This is a genomic window from Streptomyces sp. NBC_00310, assembly GCF_036208085.1.
Lineage (GTDB): Bacteria > Actinomycetota > Actinomycetes > Streptomycetales > Streptomycetaceae > Streptomyces.
This window is the reverse complement of record NZ_CP130714.1, coordinates 7,423,466-7,443,647: the sequence shown is the minus strand read 5'-3', so window position 1 is coordinate 7,443,647 and position 20,182 is coordinate 7,423,466. Positions and strand designations below refer to the sequence as shown.

General features: G+C 69.9%; 21 protein-coding genes, 1 pseudogene and 1 riboswitch. Of the genes and pseudogenes, 9 read left to right on the top strand and 13 right to left on the bottom strand.

Features of this window, described 5'->3' with window-relative positions; all coding sequences use genetic code 11:
* Positions 1-224 precede the first annotated feature (224 nt).
* Entirely contained in the window at positions 225-1,505 is a 1,281-nt protein-coding gene (locus OG202_RS32700) for an extracellular solute-binding protein (RefSeq protein ID WP_326577653.1), read from the bottom strand.
* Between the two features lie 369 nt (positions 1,506-1,874).
* On the opposite strand from OG202_RS32700, the gene OG202_RS32695 reads away from it, so the two are divergent.
* The 7 genes from OG202_RS32695 (at position 1,875) to OG202_RS32665 (ending at position 10,328) form a co-directional block, all read left to right on the top strand.
* Positions 1,875-2,639, top strand: coding sequence for a GntR family transcriptional regulator (locus OG202_RS32695; protein ID WP_326577654.1), 765 nt, complete (start codon positions 1,875-1,877; stop codon positions 2,637-2,639).
* 227 nt (positions 2,640-2,866) lie between these two features.
* A complete protein-coding gene (locus OG202_RS32690) occupies positions 2,867-3,136 on the top strand; it encodes a DUF3311 domain-containing protein (RefSeq protein ID WP_327727867.1) in 270 nt (89 codons plus the stop codon).
* Positions 3,133-4,758, top strand: a complete 1,626-nt coding sequence (mctP, locus tag OG202_RS32685) for a monocarboxylate uptake permease MctP (protein WP_326577656.1) — start codon at positions 3,133-3,135, stop codon at positions 4,756-4,758. The genes OG202_RS32690 and mctP overlap by 4 nt, the downstream gene beginning before the upstream one ends.
* A 191-nt stretch (positions 4,759-4,949) precedes the next feature.
* Positions 4,950-5,939, top strand: a complete 990-nt coding sequence (locus tag OG202_RS32680) for a nucleoside hydrolase (protein ID WP_328223993.1) — start codon at positions 4,950-4,952, stop codon at positions 5,937-5,939.
* Between the two features lie 83 nt (positions 5,940-6,022).
* Positions 6,023-6,529 carry a GNAT family N-acetyltransferase gene (locus OG202_RS32675; protein ID WP_328223992.1) on the top strand — a complete coding sequence of 169 codons (507 nt, stop codon included), beginning with the start codon at positions 6,023-6,025 and terminating at the stop codon, positions 6,527-6,529.
* Positions 6,530-6,592: 63 nt separating this feature from the next.
* Positions 6,593-6,728, top strand: a riboswitch (cobalamin riboswitch).
* Between the two features lie 124 nt (positions 6,729-6,852).
* Positions 6,853-9,264 carry a ribonucleoside-diphosphate reductase subunit alpha gene (locus OG202_RS32670; protein WP_327727870.1) on the top strand — a complete coding sequence of 804 codons (2,412 nt, stop codon included), beginning with the start codon at positions 6,853-6,855 and terminating at the stop codon, positions 9,262-9,264.
* Between the two features lie 56 nt (positions 9,265-9,320).
* Positions 9,321-10,328 carry a ribonucleotide-diphosphate reductase subunit beta gene (locus OG202_RS32665; RefSeq protein WP_327727871.1) on the top strand — a complete coding sequence of 336 codons (1,008 nt, stop codon included), beginning with the start codon at positions 9,321-9,323 and terminating at the stop codon, positions 10,326-10,328.
* A 10-nt stretch (positions 10,329-10,338) separates the two neighbouring features.
* Here OG202_RS32665 and OG202_RS32660 read toward each other — a convergent pair whose 3' ends face one another.
* Together OG202_RS32660 and OG202_RS32655 are read right to left on the bottom strand one after the other, a co-directional pair.
* Positions 10,339-11,139, bottom strand: a complete 801-nt coding sequence (locus tag OG202_RS32660; RefSeq protein WP_326577661.1) for a hypothetical protein — start codon at positions 11,137-11,139, stop codon at positions 10,339-10,341.
* Positions 11,140-11,203: 64 nt separating this feature from the next.
* Entirely contained in the window at positions 11,204-11,374 is a 171-nt protein-coding gene (locus OG202_RS32655; protein ID WP_326577662.1) for a hypothetical protein, read from the bottom strand.
* A gap of 93 nt (positions 11,375-11,467) precedes the next feature.
* Here OG202_RS32655 and OG202_RS32650 point away from each other — a divergent pair, with 93 nt between their 5' ends.
* Positions 11,468-12,430, top strand: a complete 963-nt coding sequence (locus tag OG202_RS32650) for a GlxA family transcriptional regulator (protein ID WP_327727872.1) — start codon at positions 11,468-11,470, stop codon at positions 12,428-12,430.
* Positions 12,431-12,482: 52 nt separating this feature from the next.
* Here OG202_RS32650 and def read toward each other — a convergent pair whose 3' ends face one another.
* From def to OG202_RS32615, 7 genes and pseudogenes are all read right to left on the bottom strand, one after another.
* Positions 12,483-13,133 carry a peptide deformylase gene (def, locus tag OG202_RS32645; RefSeq protein ID WP_326577664.1) on the bottom strand — a complete coding sequence of 217 codons (651 nt, stop codon included), beginning with the start codon at positions 13,131-13,133 and terminating at the stop codon, positions 12,483-12,485.
* Positions 13,134-13,271: 138 nt separating this feature from the next.
* Complete coding sequence (locus OG202_RS32640; RefSeq protein WP_326585627.1) at positions 13,272-14,279, bottom strand: tetratricopeptide repeat protein; 1,008 nt, start codon at positions 14,277-14,279, stop codon at positions 13,272-13,274.
* 127 nt (positions 14,280-14,406) lie between these two features.
* Positions 14,407-15,199 (bottom strand): annotated as a pseudogene (locus tag OG202_RS32635) (metal-dependent phosphohydrolase); the annotation flags it as partial.
* A 323-nt stretch (positions 15,200-15,522) separates the two neighbouring features.
* The gene (locus OG202_RS32630; protein ID WP_326577665.1) at positions 15,523-15,912 is read right to left on the bottom strand and encodes a roadblock/LC7 domain-containing protein; all 390 of its coding nucleotides are present in this window, start codon (positions 15,910-15,912) and stop codon (positions 15,523-15,525) included.
* 53 nt (positions 15,913-15,965) lie between these two features.
* Positions 15,966-16,103: a hypothetical protein gene (locus tag OG202_RS32625; protein ID WP_326577666.1), complete on the bottom strand. Its 138-nt coding sequence runs from the start codon at positions 16,101-16,103 to the stop codon at positions 15,966-15,968.
* A gap of 362 nt (positions 16,104-16,465) precedes the next feature.
* Positions 16,466-17,302 (bottom strand): DUF4388 domain-containing protein, encoded by an 837-nt coding sequence (locus OG202_RS32620; RefSeq protein WP_327727873.1) that lies wholly within the window; start codon positions 17,300-17,302, stop codon positions 16,466-16,468.
* On the bottom strand, positions 17,299-17,640 hold the full coding sequence (locus OG202_RS32615; RefSeq protein ID WP_327732122.1) for a hypothetical protein: 342 nt from the start codon (positions 17,638-17,640) through the stop codon (positions 17,299-17,301). Before OG202_RS32615 ends, OG202_RS32620 begins: the two co-directional genes overlap by 4 nt.
* A 196-nt stretch (positions 17,641-17,836) precedes the next feature.
* Here OG202_RS32615 and OG202_RS32610 point away from each other — a divergent pair, with 196 nt between their 5' ends.
* Positions 17,837-18,202: a hypothetical protein gene (locus OG202_RS32610; RefSeq protein WP_327727874.1), complete on the top strand. Its 366-nt coding sequence runs from the start codon at positions 17,837-17,839 to the stop codon at positions 18,200-18,202.
* 86 nt (positions 18,203-18,288) lie between these two features.
* Here the strand turns inward: OG202_RS32610 and rsrA are convergent, their stop codons facing one another.
* The 3 genes from rsrA to OG202_RS32595 all read right to left on the bottom strand — a co-directional run bounded on the left by rsrA (position 18,289) and on the right by OG202_RS32595 (position 20,181).
* Positions 18,289-18,600 (bottom strand): mycothiol system anti-sigma-R factor, encoded by a 312-nt coding sequence (rsrA, locus tag OG202_RS32605; RefSeq protein ID WP_257567012.1) that lies wholly within the window; start codon positions 18,598-18,600, stop codon positions 18,289-18,291.
* Positions 18,597-19,268 carry an RNA polymerase sigma factor SigR gene (gene sigR / locus OG202_RS32600; RefSeq protein WP_013000816.1) on the bottom strand — a complete coding sequence of 224 codons (672 nt, stop codon included), beginning with the start codon at positions 19,266-19,268 and terminating at the stop codon, positions 18,597-18,599. Before sigR ends, rsrA begins: the two co-directional genes overlap by 4 nt.
* Before the next feature lie 268 nt (positions 19,269-19,536).
* Positions 19,537-20,181 (bottom strand): alpha/beta hydrolase family protein, encoded by a 645-nt coding sequence (locus OG202_RS32595; RefSeq protein WP_405960213.1) that lies wholly within the window; start codon positions 20,179-20,181, stop codon positions 19,537-19,539.
* Between the last annotated feature and the right edge of the window lies 1 nt (position 20,182).

Below are 20,182 nucleotides of genomic sequence, written 5' to 3'. Positions count from 1 at the left end.
CGCGCTCCTAAGCAGATGAAGGAGGGGCCGGCAGCGAGCGCCCCGAAGGGGCGCGGGGAACTGCGCGACCGGCCACGACGCACGGGCAGCGAGCCAACCACCCATCGCGGCACTTTCTGGTGTCACGCACCGGCTTGTGTCACGCACCGGTCTGTGTCATGCACCGGCTTGTGACGCCCCCGGTCGGGCCCGGCACCGTCCGCCGGGCCGACCGCGGGTCGCCGTCACTCGTTGTTGATGACCTTGTCGATCGCGGCGTCCGCTTCCTTCGCGGCCTCCTCGACCGACTGCTTGCCCGTGCCGATGGACTGCAGCATGGTCTGGAGGATCTGCGCCTTCTCGACCTGGCCCCAGCCGGGTGCCATCGGGACGAACCAGTTGGACTCGGCCGCCGTCGCCGGGACCGCCGTCGCCGGGTCGTCCTTCAGGGTGGCGAGGTCGGTCTTGTTGTTGGGCAGGTTGCCCTTCTCGATCAGACCCTTCTGGCCGGCGGGGCCGGTGAAGGCGTTGATCCACTCGGCGGCGACGGTCTGCGCGTCGGACTTCACCGGGACGGCGAGGTCGGAGCCGCCGAGGAAGACGGGCAGGTTCTTGCCGGACGGGCCGGGCATCACGAAGTTCTCGACGTTGCCGGCGAGCTTGCCGGTCTTGTCGTTCTCCTTGGCCGCGGCGGTCGCGCCCTCCCAGGCGGGGGCGAAGATCATGCCGGACTTGCCCTGGCCGTAGACGATGTACCGGTCGGACTCGTCCTTGGTCTTGTCGCCGTGCATGTAGGTGTCGACGACGTCCTTGAACTCGTTGAGCCCCTTGACGGACTCGGGCGAGGAGAGGTTGGCCTTCCACTCGCCACCGGACTCGACGGCTATGGAGCCGCCGGCGTCGTAGACGAAGGACATGGCCGCGTACCAGTCACGGGTGGGCTGGTACCAGGCGTTGAACTTGGCGCCCCGCTTCTTCTGGACCTTGTCCAGAGCGGCGGTGAGCTCCTCGTACGTCTTCGGCGTGGACTTGACGCCCGCGGCGGCGAAGACGTCCTTGCGCCAGTTGGCGACACGGCCACCGGCGTAGTACGGGACGCCGTAGGTCTTGCCCTCGTAGGTGACGGAGGCCTTCAGGCCGTCCAGCCAGGCACCGGAGTTGTCGAACTTCGCCGCGTCGACGGGGGCGAAGGCACCCTTGACCATGTAGGCGAGCATCTCGGTGTTGCCCATCTCGACCACGTCGGGGGCCTTGTCGGTGGCGAGGACGGCGTCGAGCTTGGCGTTCTTGTCGGGCCAGCCGTAGTACTCGTGCGTGATGGTGATCCCGGGGTGCTTCTTCTCGATCGCCGCGTCGGCGGCCTTGACCAGCTCCGGCCAGTTGTTCTGCGCGTCCACCGTGAGCCAGACGGTCAGCTCCTTGGTGTCCGCACCCGTGTCGGAGCTCTTGCTCTCGCCGCCCCCGCACGCCGCGACGGAGACCATCATGCCCGCGACACAGATCGCGGTCGTCAGCTTCCTCTTCACGCCACCCTCCTCAGGGATGCCCTTGCTCAGGGATGCCACAAACCCCCCTGCTCCCCGCGGTGACAGATGTACCGCCCATGGGGCCAGGACCTGGACCAATGGTGTAGACCAGTACGCCGGAGCTTGGCTCAGACCATTCGCCGTGTCAAGGGTGCTCGAACCCCCTCTCACCAGCTGTTATGCGACCTACATATGCAGGAACCTTTATGTAATAAGGCAGCGAAAACCGCGCGCTTGAGCCACACTCTTCGGGTAGACCACTGCACCTTCGCGGAGTGGACCAGCGGAGACCCCCTCCGTGGACTAGACCAGCGAAGCCTGCGAAGGTATACAGAGGGATCACGCCACGAGGAGCCGGGAAGGCGGAGCATGAGCACCGACGTCAACAGTGCGGAGAACGAGAACGGGGCGACCGTCCGTACCGCACGCGTGCCCAAGTACTACCGCCTGAAGAAGCATCTGCTCGACATGACCGAGACCCTGCCGCCCGGCACACCGGTACCGCCCGAGCGCACCCTCGCCGCCGAGTTCGACACCTCGCGCACGACCGTGCGGCAGGCGCTGCAGGAGCTGGTCGTCGAGGGGCGCCTCGAACGCATCCAGGGCAAGGGCACGTTCGTCGCCAAGCCGAAGGTCTCCCAGGCGCTGCAACTCACCTCGTACACCGAGGACATGCGCGCCCAGGGCCTCGAACCCACCTCGCAGCTGCTGGACATCGGCTACATCACCGCCGACGACACCCTCGCCGGGCTGCTCGACATCACCGCCGGCGGCCGGGTCCTGCGCATCGAGCGCCTCCGCATGGCCAACGGCGAGCCGATGGCGATCGAGACGACCCATCTGAGTGCCAAGCGATTCCCGGCCCTGCGCAGGTCACTGGTCAAGTACACCTCCCTCTACACCGCGCTCGCCGAGGTCTACGACGTCCGCCTCGCCGAGGCCGAGGAGACCATCGAGACCTCGCTGGCCACCCCGCGCGAGGCCGGCCTGCTGGGCACGGACGTGGGCCTGCCGATGCTGATGCTCTCCCGGCACTCGCTGGACAAGGAGGGGCAGCCGGTGGAGTGGGTGCGATCGGTGTACCGGGGCGACCGGTACAAGTTCGTGGCGCGGCTCAAGCGTCCGCAGGACTGAGCCACTTCGGTACGCGATCGCCCGACGCCGGTCAACCAGCCGTTCCCGATCTTCGGTATCGGACCGACAGGAAGCGGACCCCAGGCAGCAGTTCCGCCGCCGCTCAACACACAACCTCCGCATCCGTTATCCGGACAGGGGGTTCCATACGACGGAACCCGTCCCTTACATTTCCTGCGCGTCGAGCAGGTGATCAGTGGCGATCAGTGAGGGGACGGAGCCGAGACATGTCAGAAGCGCCTGAAGTGAGACCACCTGTGGTGACACCTGTCAGAGTGGTCATCGCCCTGTGCCTGCTCGCCCCGTTCGTGGCGATGCTCTGGGTCGGCTCGTACGCCAAGACGGACCCGGCGTTCATCGGCATCCCCTTCTTCTACTGGTACCAGATGGCCTGGGTGCTCATCTCCACCGCGCTGACCGCCACCGCGTACGTCCTGTGGGAGCGTGACCAGCGTGCCCGTAAGTCCGGGACGCAGGGCGGGGGTGTCGCGAAGTGAAGGACGGCGTGAACGGCGTGGCACTCGCCGTCTTCATCTTCTTCTTCCTGGCCGTCACGGTCATGGGCTTCCTGGCCGCGCGCTGGCGCAAGGCCGAGAACGACAGCCTCGACGAATGGGGTCTCGGCGGCCGGTCGTTCGGCACCTGGATCACCTGGTTCCTGCTCGGCGGCGACCTCTACACGGCGTACACCTTCGTCGCCGTCCCCGCGGCGATCTACGCGGCGGGCGCGGCCGGCTTCTTCGCGGTGCCGTACACGATCCTGGTCTACCCGCTGATCTTCACGTTCCTGCCCCGCCTGTGGTCGGTCTCCCACAAGCACGGCTATGTGACGACCTCGGACTTCGTCCGCGGGCGCTTCGGCTCGAAGGGCCTGTCGCTGGCGGTGGCCCTGACCGGCATCCTCGCGACCATGCCGTACATCGCGCTGCAACTCGTCGGCATCCAGGCGGTCCTGGACGTGATGGGCGTCGGCGGCGGTGAGAACACCAACTGGTTCATCAAGGACCTGCCGCTGCTGATCGCGTTCGGCGTCCTGGCGGCCTACACCTACTCCTCCGGCCTCCGGGCCCCCGCGCTGATCGCGTTCGTGAAGGACACCCTGATCTACATCGTCATCGCGGTGGCGATCATCTACATCCCGATCAAGCTCGGCGGCTTCGACGACATCTTCGCCAAGGCGGGCGAGGCGTACAGCCAGACCAACCCGGCGACGGACAAGCCGCGCGGCGCGCTCGTCCCCGGCGACGCCAACCAGTGGACGTACGCGACGCTGGCCCTCGGCTCGGCGCTGGCGCTCTTCATGTACCCGCACTCGATCACGGCGACGCTGTCGTCCAAGAGCCGCGAGGTCATCCGCCGCAACACGACGATCCTGCCGCTGTACTCGCTGATGCTGGGCCTGCTGGCCCTGTTGGGCTTCATGGCGATCGCGGCCGGGGTCCAGGTGCAGAACGGCCAGCTGGCGATCCCGCAGCTGTTCGAGACGATGTTCCCCGACTGGTTCGCGGGCGTCGCCTTCGCGGCCATCGGTATCGGCGCCCTGGTCCCCGCGGCGATCATGTCCATCGCGGCGGCGAACCTCTTCACCCGCAACATCTACAAGGACTTCATCAAGCCGGACGCCACGCCCGCCCAGGAGACCAAGGTCTCCAAGCTGGTGTCCCTGCTGGTGAAGGTGGGCGCGCTGGCCTTCGTCCTGACCATGGACAAGACGGTCGCCATCAACTTCCAGCTCCTGGGCGGCATCTGGATCCTCCAGACCTTCCCGGCCCTCGTCGGCGGCCTCTTCACCCGCTGGTGCCACCGCTGGGCCCTCCTCGCCGGCTGGGCGGTCGGCATGATCTACGGGACGCTCGCCGCGTGGGGCGTCGCCTCACCCACGCAGAAGCACTTCGGCGGCTCCTCGGCGGAGATCCCCGGCATCGGCGAGATCGGCTACATCGGTCTGACCGCCTTCGTCCTGAACGTCGTGGTCACCGTGGTCCTCACCTTCGTCCTGCGGGCCGCCAAGGCCCCCGACGGCATCGACGAGACCAAGCCGGAGGACTACACGGCGGACGCGGGCGACGCGGGCGTCCAGGTGGAACTCCCGCCGGCGACGGCGGGCACGAGCCACTAGAGACCAAGGTTCCCCGCGCCCCTTTTCAGGGGCGCGGGGAACTGCGCGATCAACCACGTAGAACCCGCACCCGCCGTACAAACCCCGCCCCCGAGCTCTCAGACGCACAAAGGGGGCCGAAGGGGCACAGCCCCTGGAGACGGGAACGGGTAGGGGCGGCGGGGGCGAAAACACCCGGCTACGCTGGCCGGGTGAGCGCTCGCACCCCGATCGTCCTCGACAGCGACCCCGGCATCGACGACGCCGTGGCCCTGCAGTACCTGCTCGGCACCGGCCTCTGGGACCTCAGGGCGTACACATCGGTCGGCGGCAACCTCCCCGCCGAGGCGACCTACGCCAACGCCCGCGCCCTGGCCCGCGCCCTGCGCATCGACGGAGACGTCCCGGTGCACCGCGGCGCGGGCCGCCCCCTGTCCCGGCTCCCCTACCGGGAGGCGTCCGCCTTCCACGGCCCGGCGGGACTCGGTGACGAGACGCTGCCCGACTCGACCGCCCCGCACCCGACGGAGTCGTCCGCACAGGCCCTGCTCCGGATCTCCCGGGAGTACGAGGGCGAGCTGACGGTGTGCGCCACCGGTCCGCTGACGAACGTGGCCGTCGCGCTGCTGGAGGACCCCGGCTTCGCCCGCCGCGTCGGGAAGTTCGTGTTCATGGGCGGCGCCGCGCAGGTGCCGGGGAACTTCACCCCGGTCGCCGAGTTCAACATCTGGGCCGACCCGGACGCCGCCGAGATCGTGCTCTCCTCCGGCATCCCGTTCACCATGGTCGACCTGGACGCCTCGCACCGCTGGCTGTTCCGCCCCGCCGACCTCGCCGCGCTGGAGGCCGCGGGCCCGGGCACGGCCCTCGCCGCCCGGCTGATGCGCACGTACATGGACGCCTACACCCGCCACGGCGGGGACGGCACCTGTCCGCTGCACGATCCGCTGGCCGTGGGTGTCTGCGGGGACGAGGCGTTCGTCGAGGCCGCCGAGGGGGCCGTCGTCGTGGAGTGCGCGAGCGAACTCACGCGCGGCCAGACCGTGTTCGTGCCGGCCGCCGCCCGGCGCGTCTACTACTCCGAGTCCCCCGCCCTGACCGCCCGCCTCCGCGCCACCGGCCGGGTCGCCCTGGGCCCGGGCACCCGTGACTTCAGCAAGGACTTCGTGGCGACACTGCCGCGGTGGCCTGCGACGACCTGACGAAATCCGATCATCCGACAAGCGAACCGCGCTTGTGGAAAACCGCGGCCCCGAGAAGCCGCCCTTCGTGCACACTGCGACGCATGGACATCACGATCAGGCGGGCGACCCCGCACGAGTACGCCACCCTCGGCGAGATCACCGCACAGGCCTACCTCGGCGACGGACTGCTGGACTTCGGGGAGAACGACGACTACCTCGATGAGCTGCATGACGTGGCGAAGCGGGCCGCCGCGGCCGAGGTGCTCGTGGCCGTGACGGACGGCCGAGTGCTCGGCGGAGTGACCTTCGTCCCGGCGGGCGGCCTCATGGCCGACATCGCGCGCGCGGGAGAGGCCGAGATACGGATGCTGGCGGTCGCCCCGGAAGCGCGCGGGCGAGGTGCCGGCGAGGCACTCGTACGAGCCTGCCTGGAGCGGGCTCAGGCCGTGGAGGGTTGTGTACGCCTCGTGCTGTCGACCCAGCGGGCCATGCACACCGCCCATCGCATCTACGAACGGCTCGGTTTCACCCGCACACCCGAGCGCGACTGGAACCCCCTCCCCGACCTCCCCGACCTCACGCTGATCACCTATGAGTTGACGCTCTGACACACCTCGAAGCCGAACGCGACACAACATGTGGGGGTGACACCGCGCCCCGGCACTAGATGTATGCTCATGCTCGCTGTCGCCGCAGGGGAATCCGGTGCGAATCCGGAGCTGTCCCGCAACGGTGTACACGCGTGCGCACCTCTCCATCCGCGCACGCCTGGTGAGTCCGAGCACCTGCCGACAGCGCGCCCGGCCGTCCGGTCCGGGTGCCCTGACGTCCGGGCCTCGTGGAATGGGCCGGTGGACGCGACGCCCCCGTGCGCTCGTGTGCTGCTGCCTGCCTTCCGCAAGGCCACCTGCCGAGCGAGGGAGAGCCCCACGTGACCATCGCGCCAGCCGAACCGGTTTCAGCCGACCTGGCTTCAGCCGCCCCGGCGACGGAGACCGACGGTCCCGGTACCGCGTTGCTGCGGACCCTGACCGAGCTGACCGCCGACCTCCCCGACGCCGACCCCGGCCGGGTCGCCGCCGCCGCGTTGCGCGGCCGGTCGGCGCGGGCCGACGAGTCGGAGCTTCGCGAGCTGGCGACGGAGGCGGCCGCCGGCCTCATCTCCGAGGACCCCACGTACTCCAGGCTGGCCGCCCGGCTGCTGGCCATCGGCATCCGCGCCGAGGCCGCCTCGCAGGGTGTCACGACGTTCACCGAGTCCATCGCCGTGGGTCACCGGGAGGGCCTCGTCGCCGACCGCACGGCGGAGTTCACCCGTGTCCACGCCGGGCGCCTCGACGCCCTGGTCGACCCGGCCGGCGACGACCGCTTCGGCTACTTCGGCCTGCGCACCCTGCACAGCCGCTATCTGCTCCGGCACCCCCTGACCCGCAAGGTCATCGAGACACCCCAGCACTTCCTGCTCCGAGTCGCCTCCGGCCTCGCCGAGGACGACACCGTCCGCGCCGTCGACGAGGTCGCCGCGCTCTACACGCTCATGAGCCGCCTCGACTACCTCCCCTCCTCCCCCACCCTCTTCAACTCCGGTACGCGACACCCGCAGATGTCGTCCTGCTACCTCCTCGACTCCCCGCTGGACGAGCTGGACTCCATCTACGACCGCTACCACCAGGTGGCCCGTCTCTCGAAGCACGCCGGCGGCATCGGCCTGTCGTACTCCCGCATCCGCTCGCGCGGTTCGCTGATCCGGGGCACCAACGGGCACTCCAACGGCATCGTGCCGTTCCTGAAGACACTGGACGCCTCGGTCGCCGCCGTGAACCAGGGCGGCCGACGCAAGGGCGCGGCCGCGGTCTACCTGGAGACCTGGCACTCCGACATCGAGGAGTTCCTGGAGCTGCGCGACAACACCGGTGAGGACGCCCGGCGCACGCACAACCTGAACCTGGCGCACTGGATCCCGGACGAGTTCATGCGCCGGGTCAACGCCGACGCGCAGTGGTCGCTGTTCTCCCCGGCCGACGTGCCCGAGCTGGTCGACCTGTGGGGCGAGGAGTTCGACTCCGCGTACCGCGAGGCGGAGGCGAACGGGCTGGCGAAGAAGACCATTCCGGCCCGTGACCTGTACGGCCGCATGATGCGCACCCTCGCGCAGACCGGCAACGGCTGGATGACCTTCAAGGACGCGGCCAACCGCACGGCCAACCAGACGGCCGAGCCGGGCCATGTCGTCCATTCGTCCAACCTGTGCACGGAGATCCTGGAGGTCACGGACGACGGGGAGACGGCGGTCTGCAACCTGGGTTCGGTGAACCTGGGCGCGTTCGTCGACCGGGCCACGGGCGACCTGGACTGGCAGCGGCTGGACGAGACCGTCCGCACCGCCGTCACCTTCCTCGACCGCGTCGTCGACATCAACTTCTACCCGACCGAGCAGGCGGGCCGCTCCAACGCCAAGTGGCGCCCGGTCGGCCTCGGCGCGATGGGTCTGCAGGACGTCTTCTTCCAACTGCGTCTGCCCTTCGACTCCCCCGAGGCGAAGGCGCTGTCCACGCGGATCGCCGAGCGCATCATGCTCGCCGCGTACGAGGCCTCCGCCGACCTCGCCGAGCGCAATGGCCCGCTGCCGGCCTGGGAGAAGACCCGCACCGCCCGTGGCGTGCTGCACCCCGACCACTACGGCGTCGAGCCCACCTGGCCGGAGCGCTGGGCGGCCCTGCGCGAGCGCGTAGCGACGACGGGCATGCGCAACTCGCTGCTCCTCGCCATCGCGCCGACGGCCACCATCGCCTCGATCGCCGGTGTGTACGAGTGCATCGAGCCGCAGGTGTCCAACCTGTTCAAGCGCGAGACGCTGTCCGGTGAGTTCCTCCAGGTCAACTCGTATCTGGTGAAGGACCTGAAGGAGCTGGGCGTCTGGGACGCCCGCACCCGGGAGGCGCTGCGCGATGCCAACGGCTCGGTGCAGGACTTCGCGTGGATCCCGGCCGAGGTACGGGCGCTGTACCGCACGGCCTGGGAGATTCCGCAGCGCGGCCTGATCGACATGGCCGCGGCCCGCACCCCGTATCTGGACCAGTCCCAGTCGCTGAACCTGTTCCTGGAGACGCCGACCATCGGCAAGCTCTCCTCGATGTACGCGTACGCCTGGAAGTCGGGCCTGAAGACCACGTACTACCTGCGCTCCCGCCCCGCGACCCGTATCGCCCGCGCGGCCCAGGCACAGGGCCAGGCGCAGACCCCGGCCCAGCCCGAGAAGACCATCCCCGTCCAGCAGGCGACCGACCCGGATGCCGTCGCCTGCTCCCTGGAAAACCCCGAGTCCTGCGAGGCCTGCCAGTAATGCCCGCCCGCCACCCGACCACCACCCCCGGAGGACGGCGCTTCGCGCCGACTGTAATGACTAACCAGAATCTCCTCGACCCCGGCTTCGAGCTGACTCTCCGTCCCATGCGCTACCCGGACTTCTACGAGCGCTACCGGGACGCGATCAAGAACACCTGGACCGTCGAGGAGGTCGACCTCCACTCGGACGTCGCCGACCTGGCGAAGCTCTCCGAGGGCGAGCAGCACATGATCGGCCGGCTGGTCGCGTTCTTCGCGACGGGCGACTCGATCGTGGCGAACAACCTCGTGCTGACGCTCTACAAGCACATCAACTCCCCCGAGGCGCGGCTCTACCTGAGCCGCCAGCTCTTCGAGGAGGCCGTGCACGTCCAGTTCTACCTGACGCTCCTGGACACCTACCTCCCCGACCCGGAGGACCGGACGGCGGCCTTCGCGGCGGTGGAGAACATCCCCTCCATCCGCGAGAAGGCGGAGTTCTGCTTCAAGTGGATGGACTCGGTGGAGAAGCTGGACCGCCTGGAGTCCAAGGCGGACCGCCGCCGCTTCCTGCTCAACCTGATCTGCTTCGCCGCGTGCATCGAGGGCCTGTTCTTCTACGGCGCCTTCGCGTACGTCTACTGGTTCCGCAGCCGCGGCCTGCTGCACGGCCTGGCCACCGGCACCAACTGGGTGTTCCGCGACGAGACGATGCACATGTCCTTCGCCTTCGAGGTGGTCGACACCGTCCGCAAGGAGGAGCCGGAACTCTTCGACGACGCGCTCCGGGAGCAGGTCACGGACATGCTCAAGGAGGCCGTCGAGGCCGAGCTGCAATTCGGGCGCGACCTGTGCGGTGACGGCCTGCCGGGCATGAACACCGAGTCGATGCGGCAGTACCTGGAGTGCGTGGCCGACCAGCGGCTGACACGCCTCGGCTTCGCCCCGGTCTACGGCTCGGAGAACCCGTTCTCCTTCATGGAGCTGCAGGGCGTCCAGGAGCTGACCAACTTCTTCGAGCGGCGTCCGTCCGCGTACCAGGTCGCGGTGGAGGGCACCGTCGACCTGGACGAGGACTTCTAGGCCGCCGAGGTCACTTGAGCGTGACCGCGTCCCCGGCCGACGTGACCCGAGCGGTCGTCGTCGTGCCGGGGAAGTACCAGCGCCAGCTGCCCGCCGCCGTGGCGGTGACCTTGGTGCCGATCTTCCCGGCGCTGCCCGTCTTCACCGTCTTGACGGTGGTGTAGCGGGCGGTGCCCTTCTTCTTGAACTGGAGCTGGACCGACTGCCCGGTGAACCCGTGGTACTTCAGGGTCTCCCAGTTGGCCCGGGTCAGGCTGCCCGCGACGGTGATCTTCGTGCCCTTGGCGACCTTCTCGGGCTTGATGACCGTGGTGAGGATCGAGGCACGCTTGACCTTGTACCGGGCGATGTTGTCGGAGATCCAGTAGTCGCCGTCGTTCGCCTTGACGGTGGCGTTGACCTGCCAGACACCGGCGGCCTTGTTGCTGTCTGCGTCGCTGTAGCCGGGAATCCAGGCCGGGACGATCGACATCGTGGCCGTGCACACCGATGTGGTCGACGACTTCTTCTTGCAGGCCGTGGCGTCCCAACCGGCGAAGCCGCCGCCTTCGGCACCGTAGGCGTAGTAGGTGCTGGCGTGCGTCAGCCCCTTGACGCCGGAGTTGTCCTTGATGGTGATGGCGACCGGGAACCTGATGGTCTTCGACGTCCCGACGATGACGTTCTTGCCGCCGTTGACGACCGTCTTGGTCACGCGGACGTCCCCCCGGCCCTCCGCGTGGGCGCCGGTCGCCGCCAACAGCACCAGGGCCGCCGCCCCGCCCGCCACGGCCAGGGTCCGGCCGTGTGCGGGGCGTGTTCTGTGTCTCATGATCCTCCCCTTGGGTCGAGGAGAGGCTACACAGAGGGAGACCGGTATCCGAACAGAAATGCGATCAGGCGGCGCGGGCGATGCGATGCGAGGCCCGCCGTTCCGCCGCCCGCCTGAGCTGGCGGTCGACCCGCCGGTCGTGCACGACGCCGATGATCGCGGGCAGTGCGACCAGGGCGAACAGTCCGAGGACGGCCAGTGTTCCGATGAGTCCTTGCAGCTGTGTCGTTTCCATGGACACCACTGTCGCGCCGAACGCTCCTGACAAACAGTGGCAGGACTGCCGCACCCCCTCGAATTACTGCCACTTCCGAGGCACACTGGCAGCATGCTGAACAACGTGGCCGCCGTCCTCCTGGACGGGGTGCATCCCTTCGAACTCGGCGTCGTCTGCGAGGTCTTCGGCGTCGACCGCAGCGACGAGGGCCTGCCGGTGTACGACTTCGCGGTCGCGTCGGCGGAGGGTCCGACCCTGCGTACGCCCGCCGGGTTCACCATCTCCACCTCGTACGGCCTGGACCGGCTCGACGAGGCCGACCTCGTCGTCGTACCGGCGGGTGACGCCTATGTGCGGCGGACCTACCCGGCCGAGCTGCTGGACGCGCTGCGCCGGGCCGCCGACCGAGGTGCGCGGGTGCTGAGCGTGTGCACGGGGGCGTTCATGCTCGGCGCGGCGGGGCTGCTGGACGGGCGGCCCTGCGCGGTGCACTGGCTGCACGCCGAGGAGCTGTCCCGGCAGTATCCGCGGGCGATGGTCGAACCGGACGTGCTGTACGTGGACGCGGACCCGGTGATCACCTCGGCGGGCACGGCGGCCGGCATCGACGCCTGTCTGCACCTCGTCCGCAAGGAGCAGGGGCCGGAGGTGGCCAACAAGATCGCCCGGCGGATGGTCGTGCCGCCGCACCGCGACGGCGGCCAGGCGCAGTACATCGAGCGGCCGCTGCCGCGCTCGCAGTGCGACACGGTCGGCGAGGTGCTCGTGTGGATGGAGGAGCACCTCGACGAGGAGGTCACCGTCGAACAGCTCGCCGCCCGCGCGCACATGTCCCCGCGCACGTTCGCCCGCCGCTTCCAGCAGGAGACCGGGACCACACCGTACCGCTGGATCCTGCGCCAACGGGTACTGCTGGCCCAGCGGTTGCTGGAGGCGACGGACGAGACGGTGGACGCGATCGCGTGGCGCACCGGTTTCGGCACCGCCGCCGCCCTGCGCCATCAGTTCGTACGATCCCTGGGTACGACCCCGCAGGCCTACCGCCGCACGTTCCGGGGCCCGGAGGCCGCCTGAGGGTGACACCCGGCGCCGGCCGGGCTCGCGCCTCGGCGGGCACTTCGCCGTCTCAGTCGTTCGCCACCACGGGGTACCGGGGCTCGTTCTCGGCCATCTGCCGCAGCGCGTCCTTGCGCTCGCGCTTGGAGAGCCGGTCGATGTACAGGTAGCCGTAGAGGTGGTCGGTCTCGTGCTGCAGACAGCGGGCGAAGTAACCGGTGCCGCGCACCTTGATCGGATTGCCCTTCTCGTCCTGCCCGGTGACCTCCGCGTAGTCGGGGCGGGCGAGCGGCATGTACGCGGTCGGCACCGACAGACAGCCCTCGTTGCTGTCGTCCAACCGGCGCGCCTCGGCGGGCAGTTCGACCAGCTTGGGGTTGCAGATCACGCCGGTGTGCCGCTTGCCCTCGTCGTCCGGGCAGTCGTAGACGAAGACCTTCAGGTCGACGCCGACCTGGTTGGCGGCCAGACCCACGCCCTCGGCGGTGTGCTGGCTGGCGAACATGTCGTCCACCAGCTTCGCCAGTTCGTCGCCGAACTCGGTGACGTCCTTGCACTCCTTGTGCAGCACCGGGTTCCCGACCACGGTGATCGGCAGCGACGTGCCACGCTCCCGGTACGCCTGCTCGCGCTCCTCGCAGTCCTCCGTGTCGACGACGAAACCCTCGTCATCGACGGGGAGCACGCCCACGTGCTGCTGATCGGTGTCCTGCTGGGCCATGACAGACGTACGCCTTCCTCAAAACAACAAGCGGTGAAGTTGCTGATACAGGGTACGGGGAGCGCGCCCCGTAAGGGGCGCGGGGAACTGCGCGAGCAACCACAACGAGCCCGCGGCCGAAAACGGATCGCACGCCCCCTAACAAACCTCTTCCAGATCCCGCCAGTCACGAGAATCCGGACTGTCCGCGACCCACCCGTCCAGCAACCCCCGAACCAGCGAAGCCGGCGCGGCGATCCCGCACTCCCGCTCCGGCGCCCACAACTGCCCGTCCGTCACATGCCCGAGCGGTCCGGGATGCCCCGGCTCACTGTGATCGTGCGGATCGAGGTGCTCCCCGTTCCCCTCGTCGGAAGGCATCCGCGACTCCGAACACAGCCGGCACAGCAACCGCACCGAAGACGACCAGTCCTCCGCCGCGAACCCGGCGTCCGCCGCGAGCCGCTCCAGCGCGTCCCGGTCCGCCTCGGTCGCCGCCTCCAGCAGCACGACCCAGGTCGGCACAGGAGATGGCGCCCACAACTCGATCTCGTCGAACACCGGATACGCGTGCCCGGCGGCCGTGGTCCGCTCCCCGTGCGGCACCCCGTCGTGCAGAACGACCTCGCCCCAGCGTCGCCCGGACGACGGCAGCGGAATGGAGAGCACCTCGATCCGGGCGGGGTCGAGCCGCCGCCCCCACACAACCTCGGCCTCACCCTCCGGCGAAAGCCGTACGGCGGCGCTGCCGAGGTCCATGCCCACCGGCTCCCCGGAGTCGCCGGGACCGCTCCCCGGCTTAGGCCGGGAGGCGCCTCCGGGCACCCGCAACCCGTAGGCCTGCCAGGCGCGGCGGGCCAGCGGCCAGTCCTGCAGGGCGGTCGCGGCGATGCCCACGTTCCACCAGTCGGGCGCGCCTGTCTCCCGGTCGAGCAGCGCGACGGCCCGGAGACCGGCCGCCCGCGCCTGCTCCCAGTCGTGCCGGAACTTGTGCAGCAGGGCGAGGTTGAACCAGGACTCGGACAGCCACGGCTCCAGGTCCGCGGCACGTGTCAGCAGCGCGCCCGCGTCCTCGTACCGACCGTCGCCGATCAGCGTGAACGCACGATCGGTGGCCTGCCGCCAAGAGGCGGAGGGCCGATGCCGTCCCTTGCCGAAGATCCTCACGATTCCCGCCTGCCAGTTACGGTTCCCGCCTGCCAGTTCCATCGGAGTGGGCTGGCCGTCGCCCCCGGTACACCCTCTCCCTCGCATCCAACCACGACCGGATGGAGGGCCGCTCATTACCCATGGGTTACCCCACCGGGGGCAGGGTCAGACAGTCTCTCGACAGTACCCTCGCGAGCGATTCCACCACCTCCGGGTGATAGTCCCGAGCCGTTCCCAGCCGCAGGTCCTCCAGCGCCGTGAGCGGCCCTTCGGGCCCTGCTGCCCGCGCTTTCTCCTCATATGCGTTCGCGGCCCGCACGATCCGCGCGCCGACCGGCTGCTCACGATAGGGATCTGCCTGCCGCTCCACCACCACGCGACCTCGGGGACCTCGGCGACCTCGGCGGCCACGCCGGTCTGCCGTACGACCGCTCCGCCCGGCAGCGTGATCCGCCGCTGCTCGGCCGCCGGGAGCCCGGCGGTGGCCCCGGCCGGCACGGGGTCGACGAGGCTCGGCTGCCCGATGTCGTGCATCAGCGCCGCGTACTCGCCGGCGGTCGGCTCCGGCTCGCCGACCCCCGGCTCCCGCCCCGCCCCGCCTCACGGCTGAGCACCGCCACCCGCCGGACCTGCCCGGCCGGGGCGTATCCGGCGATCTCGGCGGCCCGGGCGAGCGAGGCGATGGTCTGCCGGTAGGTGGTCCGCACGGCCGCGTAGTGCCGGAACGACCTCTGCGCGAGCAGCGGTGGCAGCGCGAGCACCGGCAGCGCCCACAGCCCGACGACGCCGACCGCCAGGGCCATGACGACCCCGGTCGCGCGGGCCGCCGACCCGATCCCCGGCAGTGCCCGCAGCTCGTTCCTCAGCAGCGGACCGAACGGCCACCGCGTCCGCGCGTGCGCCATGGCCGCCGCCGGCACCGCGTCGCACAGCGCGGTGGCAGCGGCTGGAAGGCGCCTGTGAAAGGCCCCGGCGAGGAGGACCGGGACGTACACACGTGCCCATGCCGGCACCGCCCCCATGACACCTCCCGAGTGCAGGCTCCGGAGCCTGGGACGGACCGGAACGGGAGGGGACGGCTCGGGTGAACGCATGGGACGGGGGTGGTCGGATTAGCCCCTTCGAGTGAAGCGGCGCTCCCGTGACGACCGTCCCGGGAGCGACTGCGGGGGCCCAGCCTCCGTCGGCGGACCGCCCGGGTGACGAGATCCGACGGCTGGCACCGCACCGGCGGTCGACGAGACCGTGGACGCCCTTCGCCTCAGTGCGCCACGTCCGCCGCGAGCACCTTGTTGAGCTGCTCCACGGTCGCCGGGGACTCGCGCTGGAAGGCGGCGATGTCGAGGCCGTCGTCGCCCATGACGGTCAGCAGGGTGCGCTCACCGACGGCGACCACGATGACGTGCCCGGCGCCGCACCGGACGACGACCTCGCGGAGCGCGCCGGCGCCGGACTGGTCGGCCATGCGGCGGCCGACACCGAGGGTGGCGGCGGCCAGCGCGGCGACGGACTCGGCGTGGACCTTGTCGACGTCGGCGACGACGAGAAGCCCGTCCACGGTGGACAGGACGCTCTCGGAGACGCCCATCACCCGGTCACGCAGCGAGGCCAGGATGCCGGTCAGCGATTCGGTCGATGCGTGTGCGGTCATGGGCACGTGCTCCTTGGTCCAGACGTCTGCGGTGGGTGTGCGGTCCGAGCGGCTCAGTCGGGCAGGTGCCGTTCGGACTCGGGGAGAGCCCGCAGCCCGCGGCGGACACGCCGCAGCGTTTCGACGGAGGGCTGGTCGGCGAGCAGTTCCTCGGCCGACAGCAGGGACAGGGGCGGGAAAGGGGGCGGCACGGCCGGGTTGTCCGACGTGCCGTTCCCGGCGCTCGCGGGATCGGGTGCCGCGCCCCGCACGGGTAACGGGGGCAGTTCCGCGGCGGCACCGGGTCCGGCGCGCGACGGCCGTTCTGCGGCCTTGTCGCCGGGCGCGGTGGACAGAGGTCGGTCGACCTCCCTATCACCGGCCGGCGGCCGTTCGACCGGCCTTCCACCGGACTCGGCGGACGGCGGTCGGGCTGCGTTCGTGGGGCCGGGTGGGGCTTCGGCGGGTGGGACCGGGCGGTCGTCGGCGGCTGCTCTCGGGACCGAACGCCGTCGGAGGCGGGCGGCTTTGCTGCGTATGCGGCGCTTGCGGGCCGGGTCCTTGTGGGGGCTCACTACCCGCCCTTCGCTCCGAGGTCTCCGGTGGGAGAGCCTCCACCGGGCCTGCGTCGGGGCAGGGGACCGGCTCGTGGTGACGTTTCGTCGGATGGCGGCTGCCCCTGCGGAATCCGGGGCGCGGTGCTGGGCCGGCTGTCGGGGGCGGGCGTGGTCTCCCATCGGACCGCCTGGAGCGATTCCAGCCGGATGAGGTCCAGCATCACCGCGTAGAGTCCGCGCCCTCGAGAGAAGGCCAGGTCACGCGGGGTGCGGCGGCCGTTGACGCTCTCGACGAGGTCCCGGTGGCGTCGAGTCAGCCGGCCCTCGTGGTCCGCGGTGCCGCGGCCGTCGACCGGTCCGGGCCGGACGCGGGCCAGTTCGCCCGCGGGACCCCACAGCCGGGTCAGCAGTGCCATACGGCGGGTGGTCTCCTCGGCCAGCGGCCGCGGCTCGATGCCGGGCCGGGCGAGGAGGGTGGGTTGCCGTTCGGTCAGCTCCCAGCCACCGGGCGGGCTGAGCGCCATCGCGAAGGCCCCGTCGAACACGGCCGCCGTGCAGACGACCTCCAGCTCGGCGGCGCCGATCAGACCGGCGGCCGACAGGTGGAGGCCGAGCCGGTCGGCGTCGGGTTCGGCGGCGCAGGCGGCCAGCCAGGCGTCGTCGTCGATCCGGCCCGAGGCGAGCAGCACGGACGTCGCGGTCGGCGCGCCCGGTGTCTCGATCGCGCCGATCAGGCCGTCCCGCAGGTGAATCGTGCCACCGGGGGAGCCGGAGACCCGTACCGTGCCGGTGTAACCCTCTTGGTGCAGTGCCTGCAGAAGCGCGGGTACGTTGCGTGCCGAGGGAGACTTCACGCCAGCACCTCTCGGGCCCGGTCGCCGAGGCTGCGCAGCGCCAGGGCCACGTTCGCCCGGTCGCGGTCGAGACCGGCCGCGAGCAACAGCGGGTCGCCGGCCGGCCGGTTCACGGAGAGCAGCACCTGATGGCGTCTCCTGCTGGTCATGACCACGCTTTCCAACTCCCCCTCGGCTCCCGCCGCGCCGAGCCGTTCGGAGATGAGGGTGGCGAGATCGGAGCACTCCGCCCCCGTCCCCGCCTGGGCGGCGTCGCCCGCGGTGGCGTAGGTGAGTCCCGTGACCGCGTCGATCAGGGCGACGCCGGTGACGCCGGGAGAGTCGAGAAGCCGGTCCAGGGAGGCCTGGAGCGCCGGCTTCCTTTCCTCAAGTCCCCCCATTCGCCCTCCACGTCCACGCGCCGCACAGTACTTTGAACGCCAACTTCCGCAACACTCAACAAAGTTGATGTTTGTGACCGGTGAGTCACTCGTGTTCGATCGTAGTTGGCCGGACAGTGACCGGTCAGCAGCACTGAGGAATTGGGGCAGCAAGATGAACATCGAGACCGCGCTCAAGGAAGCCATGGCCCTCGACGGTGCGATCGGGGTCGCGCTGGTCGACTACGACAGCGGAATGTCCCTCGGCACCCTCGGCGGCGGGCAGCAGCTCGACCTGGAACTCGCGGCGGCCGGGAACACCGAGGTCGTCCGCTCCAAGATGCGCACGCTCACCTCGCTGGACATGAACGACGTGATCGAGGACATCCTGATCACGCTGGGCCGGCAGTACCACCTGATCCGCCCGCTGAGCAGCAGCAAGGGGTCGCTCTTCCTCTACCTCGCGCTGGACCGCTCCCGCAGCAACCTGGCGCTGGCCCGGCACGGCCTCAAGCGCATCGAGAACGGCCTCGAGGTCTGAGCCCGTCCCACCCACCCCACCCCGATTCGACGACAGAGCCCGTTCCGGGAGCGGCCGGACGGCCGTTCCCGGAACGGGCTCAGTGATCAGGTCTCCTGCGGGGTGACCGGCGAGGCCGTCACATCGTGCTCGGGCACGGTCTGTCCCGACCGGATCAGATCGATCCTGCCCATCACCTTGGCGCGCAGATCGGTGGGCACGTCGTCCTGCCCACAGCACCGCTTGACCAGCTTCTTGACGGCCTGTTCGAGTCCGTACTTCTCCAGACAGGGAGAGCATTCCTCGAAGTGGTGCTCGAACTTGGTGCAGTCGGAGTCGGGCATCTCTCGGTCGAGGAACTCATAGAGATGATCGAGGATTTCGCTGCAATCCGTCTCGTGCGGCTCTCCGCAGCTCATGAGCCCGAGCCTTTCGCTTCGTTCGACTCTCCGGCGCCGGCCGGGACCAGCCCACGGTCACGGGCGTAGTCCTCGAGCATGCCGCGCAGTTGACGGCGGCCACGGTGCAGCCGGGACATCACCGTACCGATGGGTGTCCCCATGATGTCGGCGATCTCCTTGTACGCAAAGCCCTCGACATCGGCGAGATAGACCGCGATGCGGAACTCCTCGGGGATCGCCTGCAGCGCCGACTTCACGTCCGAGTCGGGCAGGTGGTCGAGCGCCTGCGACTCGGCGGAGCGCAGCCCGGTCGACATGTGCGACTCGGCGCGCGCCAGCTGCCAGTCCTCGATCTCCTCGGCCGCGCTGCGCTGGGGTTCGCGCTGCTTCTTGCGGTACGAGTTGATGAAGGTGTTCGTGAGGATGCGGTACAGCCAGGCCTTCAGGTTGGTGCCCTCACGGAACTGGTGGAAGGACGCGTACGCCTTCGCGTACGTCTCCTGCACCAGGTCCTCGGCGTCGGCCGGGTTGCGCGTCATGCGCAGCGCGGCCGAGTACATCTGATCGAGGAATTCGAGAGCGTCCCGCTCGAACCGGGCGCTGCGCTCCGCGGCGGTCTCGGTGCCCTCGGGCTGCTCCGCCTGGCCCCGTTCGGTCCCTGCGTCGGTCCCAGTGACCGGACCCACCTCCTCCAGCGTCTGTGCGATACCGAAACCGGTACCACCAGAATCGGAGGATAGACGACGATCCATGCCCGCCGCCGCCCGAACAGGCGCGCTCTTGGCCGCATGCAGCACCGTCCAGTCCAGGTCAGCGCGGCTGCTGCGGCTCGGGCAATAGGTCGAACCCATGCGGCGGACTTCCTCTCCTACGGCGGTCAGCACGGTCTTTCGCGCTGTCTGATCCGCACAACAGAGGCCCGTCGCTCCGCATTCCCGTCCACCGCCGGACCGGTCATCCGAGTGACGCGATCCACTCCACGACACCCTCGGTGATCACCGTCAGCGCCTCCTCCTGCCCGAGGGGCGCACGCTTCGGCACGGCGAACCCGTGATCGCCGTACGGCACCTCCACGAGCCCGTACGAGCCCTCCGGGAACTCCTCCGGCCTCCCGAACGGATCGTTCCCGCCCTGGACGACGAGCGTGGGCACCCCGGCCCCGAGCAGCTCGCCGGCCCGGGACTTCTCCGGTCTGCCCGGCGGATGCAGCGGAAAGCTCAGCGCCAGTACGGCCGCCGCGCCCAGCTCCGTCGCCGTACGGCAGGCCACCCGGGCCCCGGCACTCCGCCCGCCGGCGATCACCGGCAGTCCCGGCTTCGCCAGCGCGGGCCACAGCCCCCGCCAGCCCACGTCCAGCGTCTTCGGCGCGGGCGCCAGCTTCTTCCCGGCCACCCGCCACGGCTGCTCCACCAGGGCGACGGTCACCCCGTACGCCGGGAGGACGGCGGCGAGGGCCTGGAGATCACGCGCCTCGATCCCACCACCGGCGCCGTGACTGACGGCGAGGACGACTTTCGGCCTCTTGGCCTCGTACCGGGTGACGCGGGCCGTACCGGCCTCGGTCTCGATCTCTTCTCTCGCTGAGGTCGCTGATCTCACG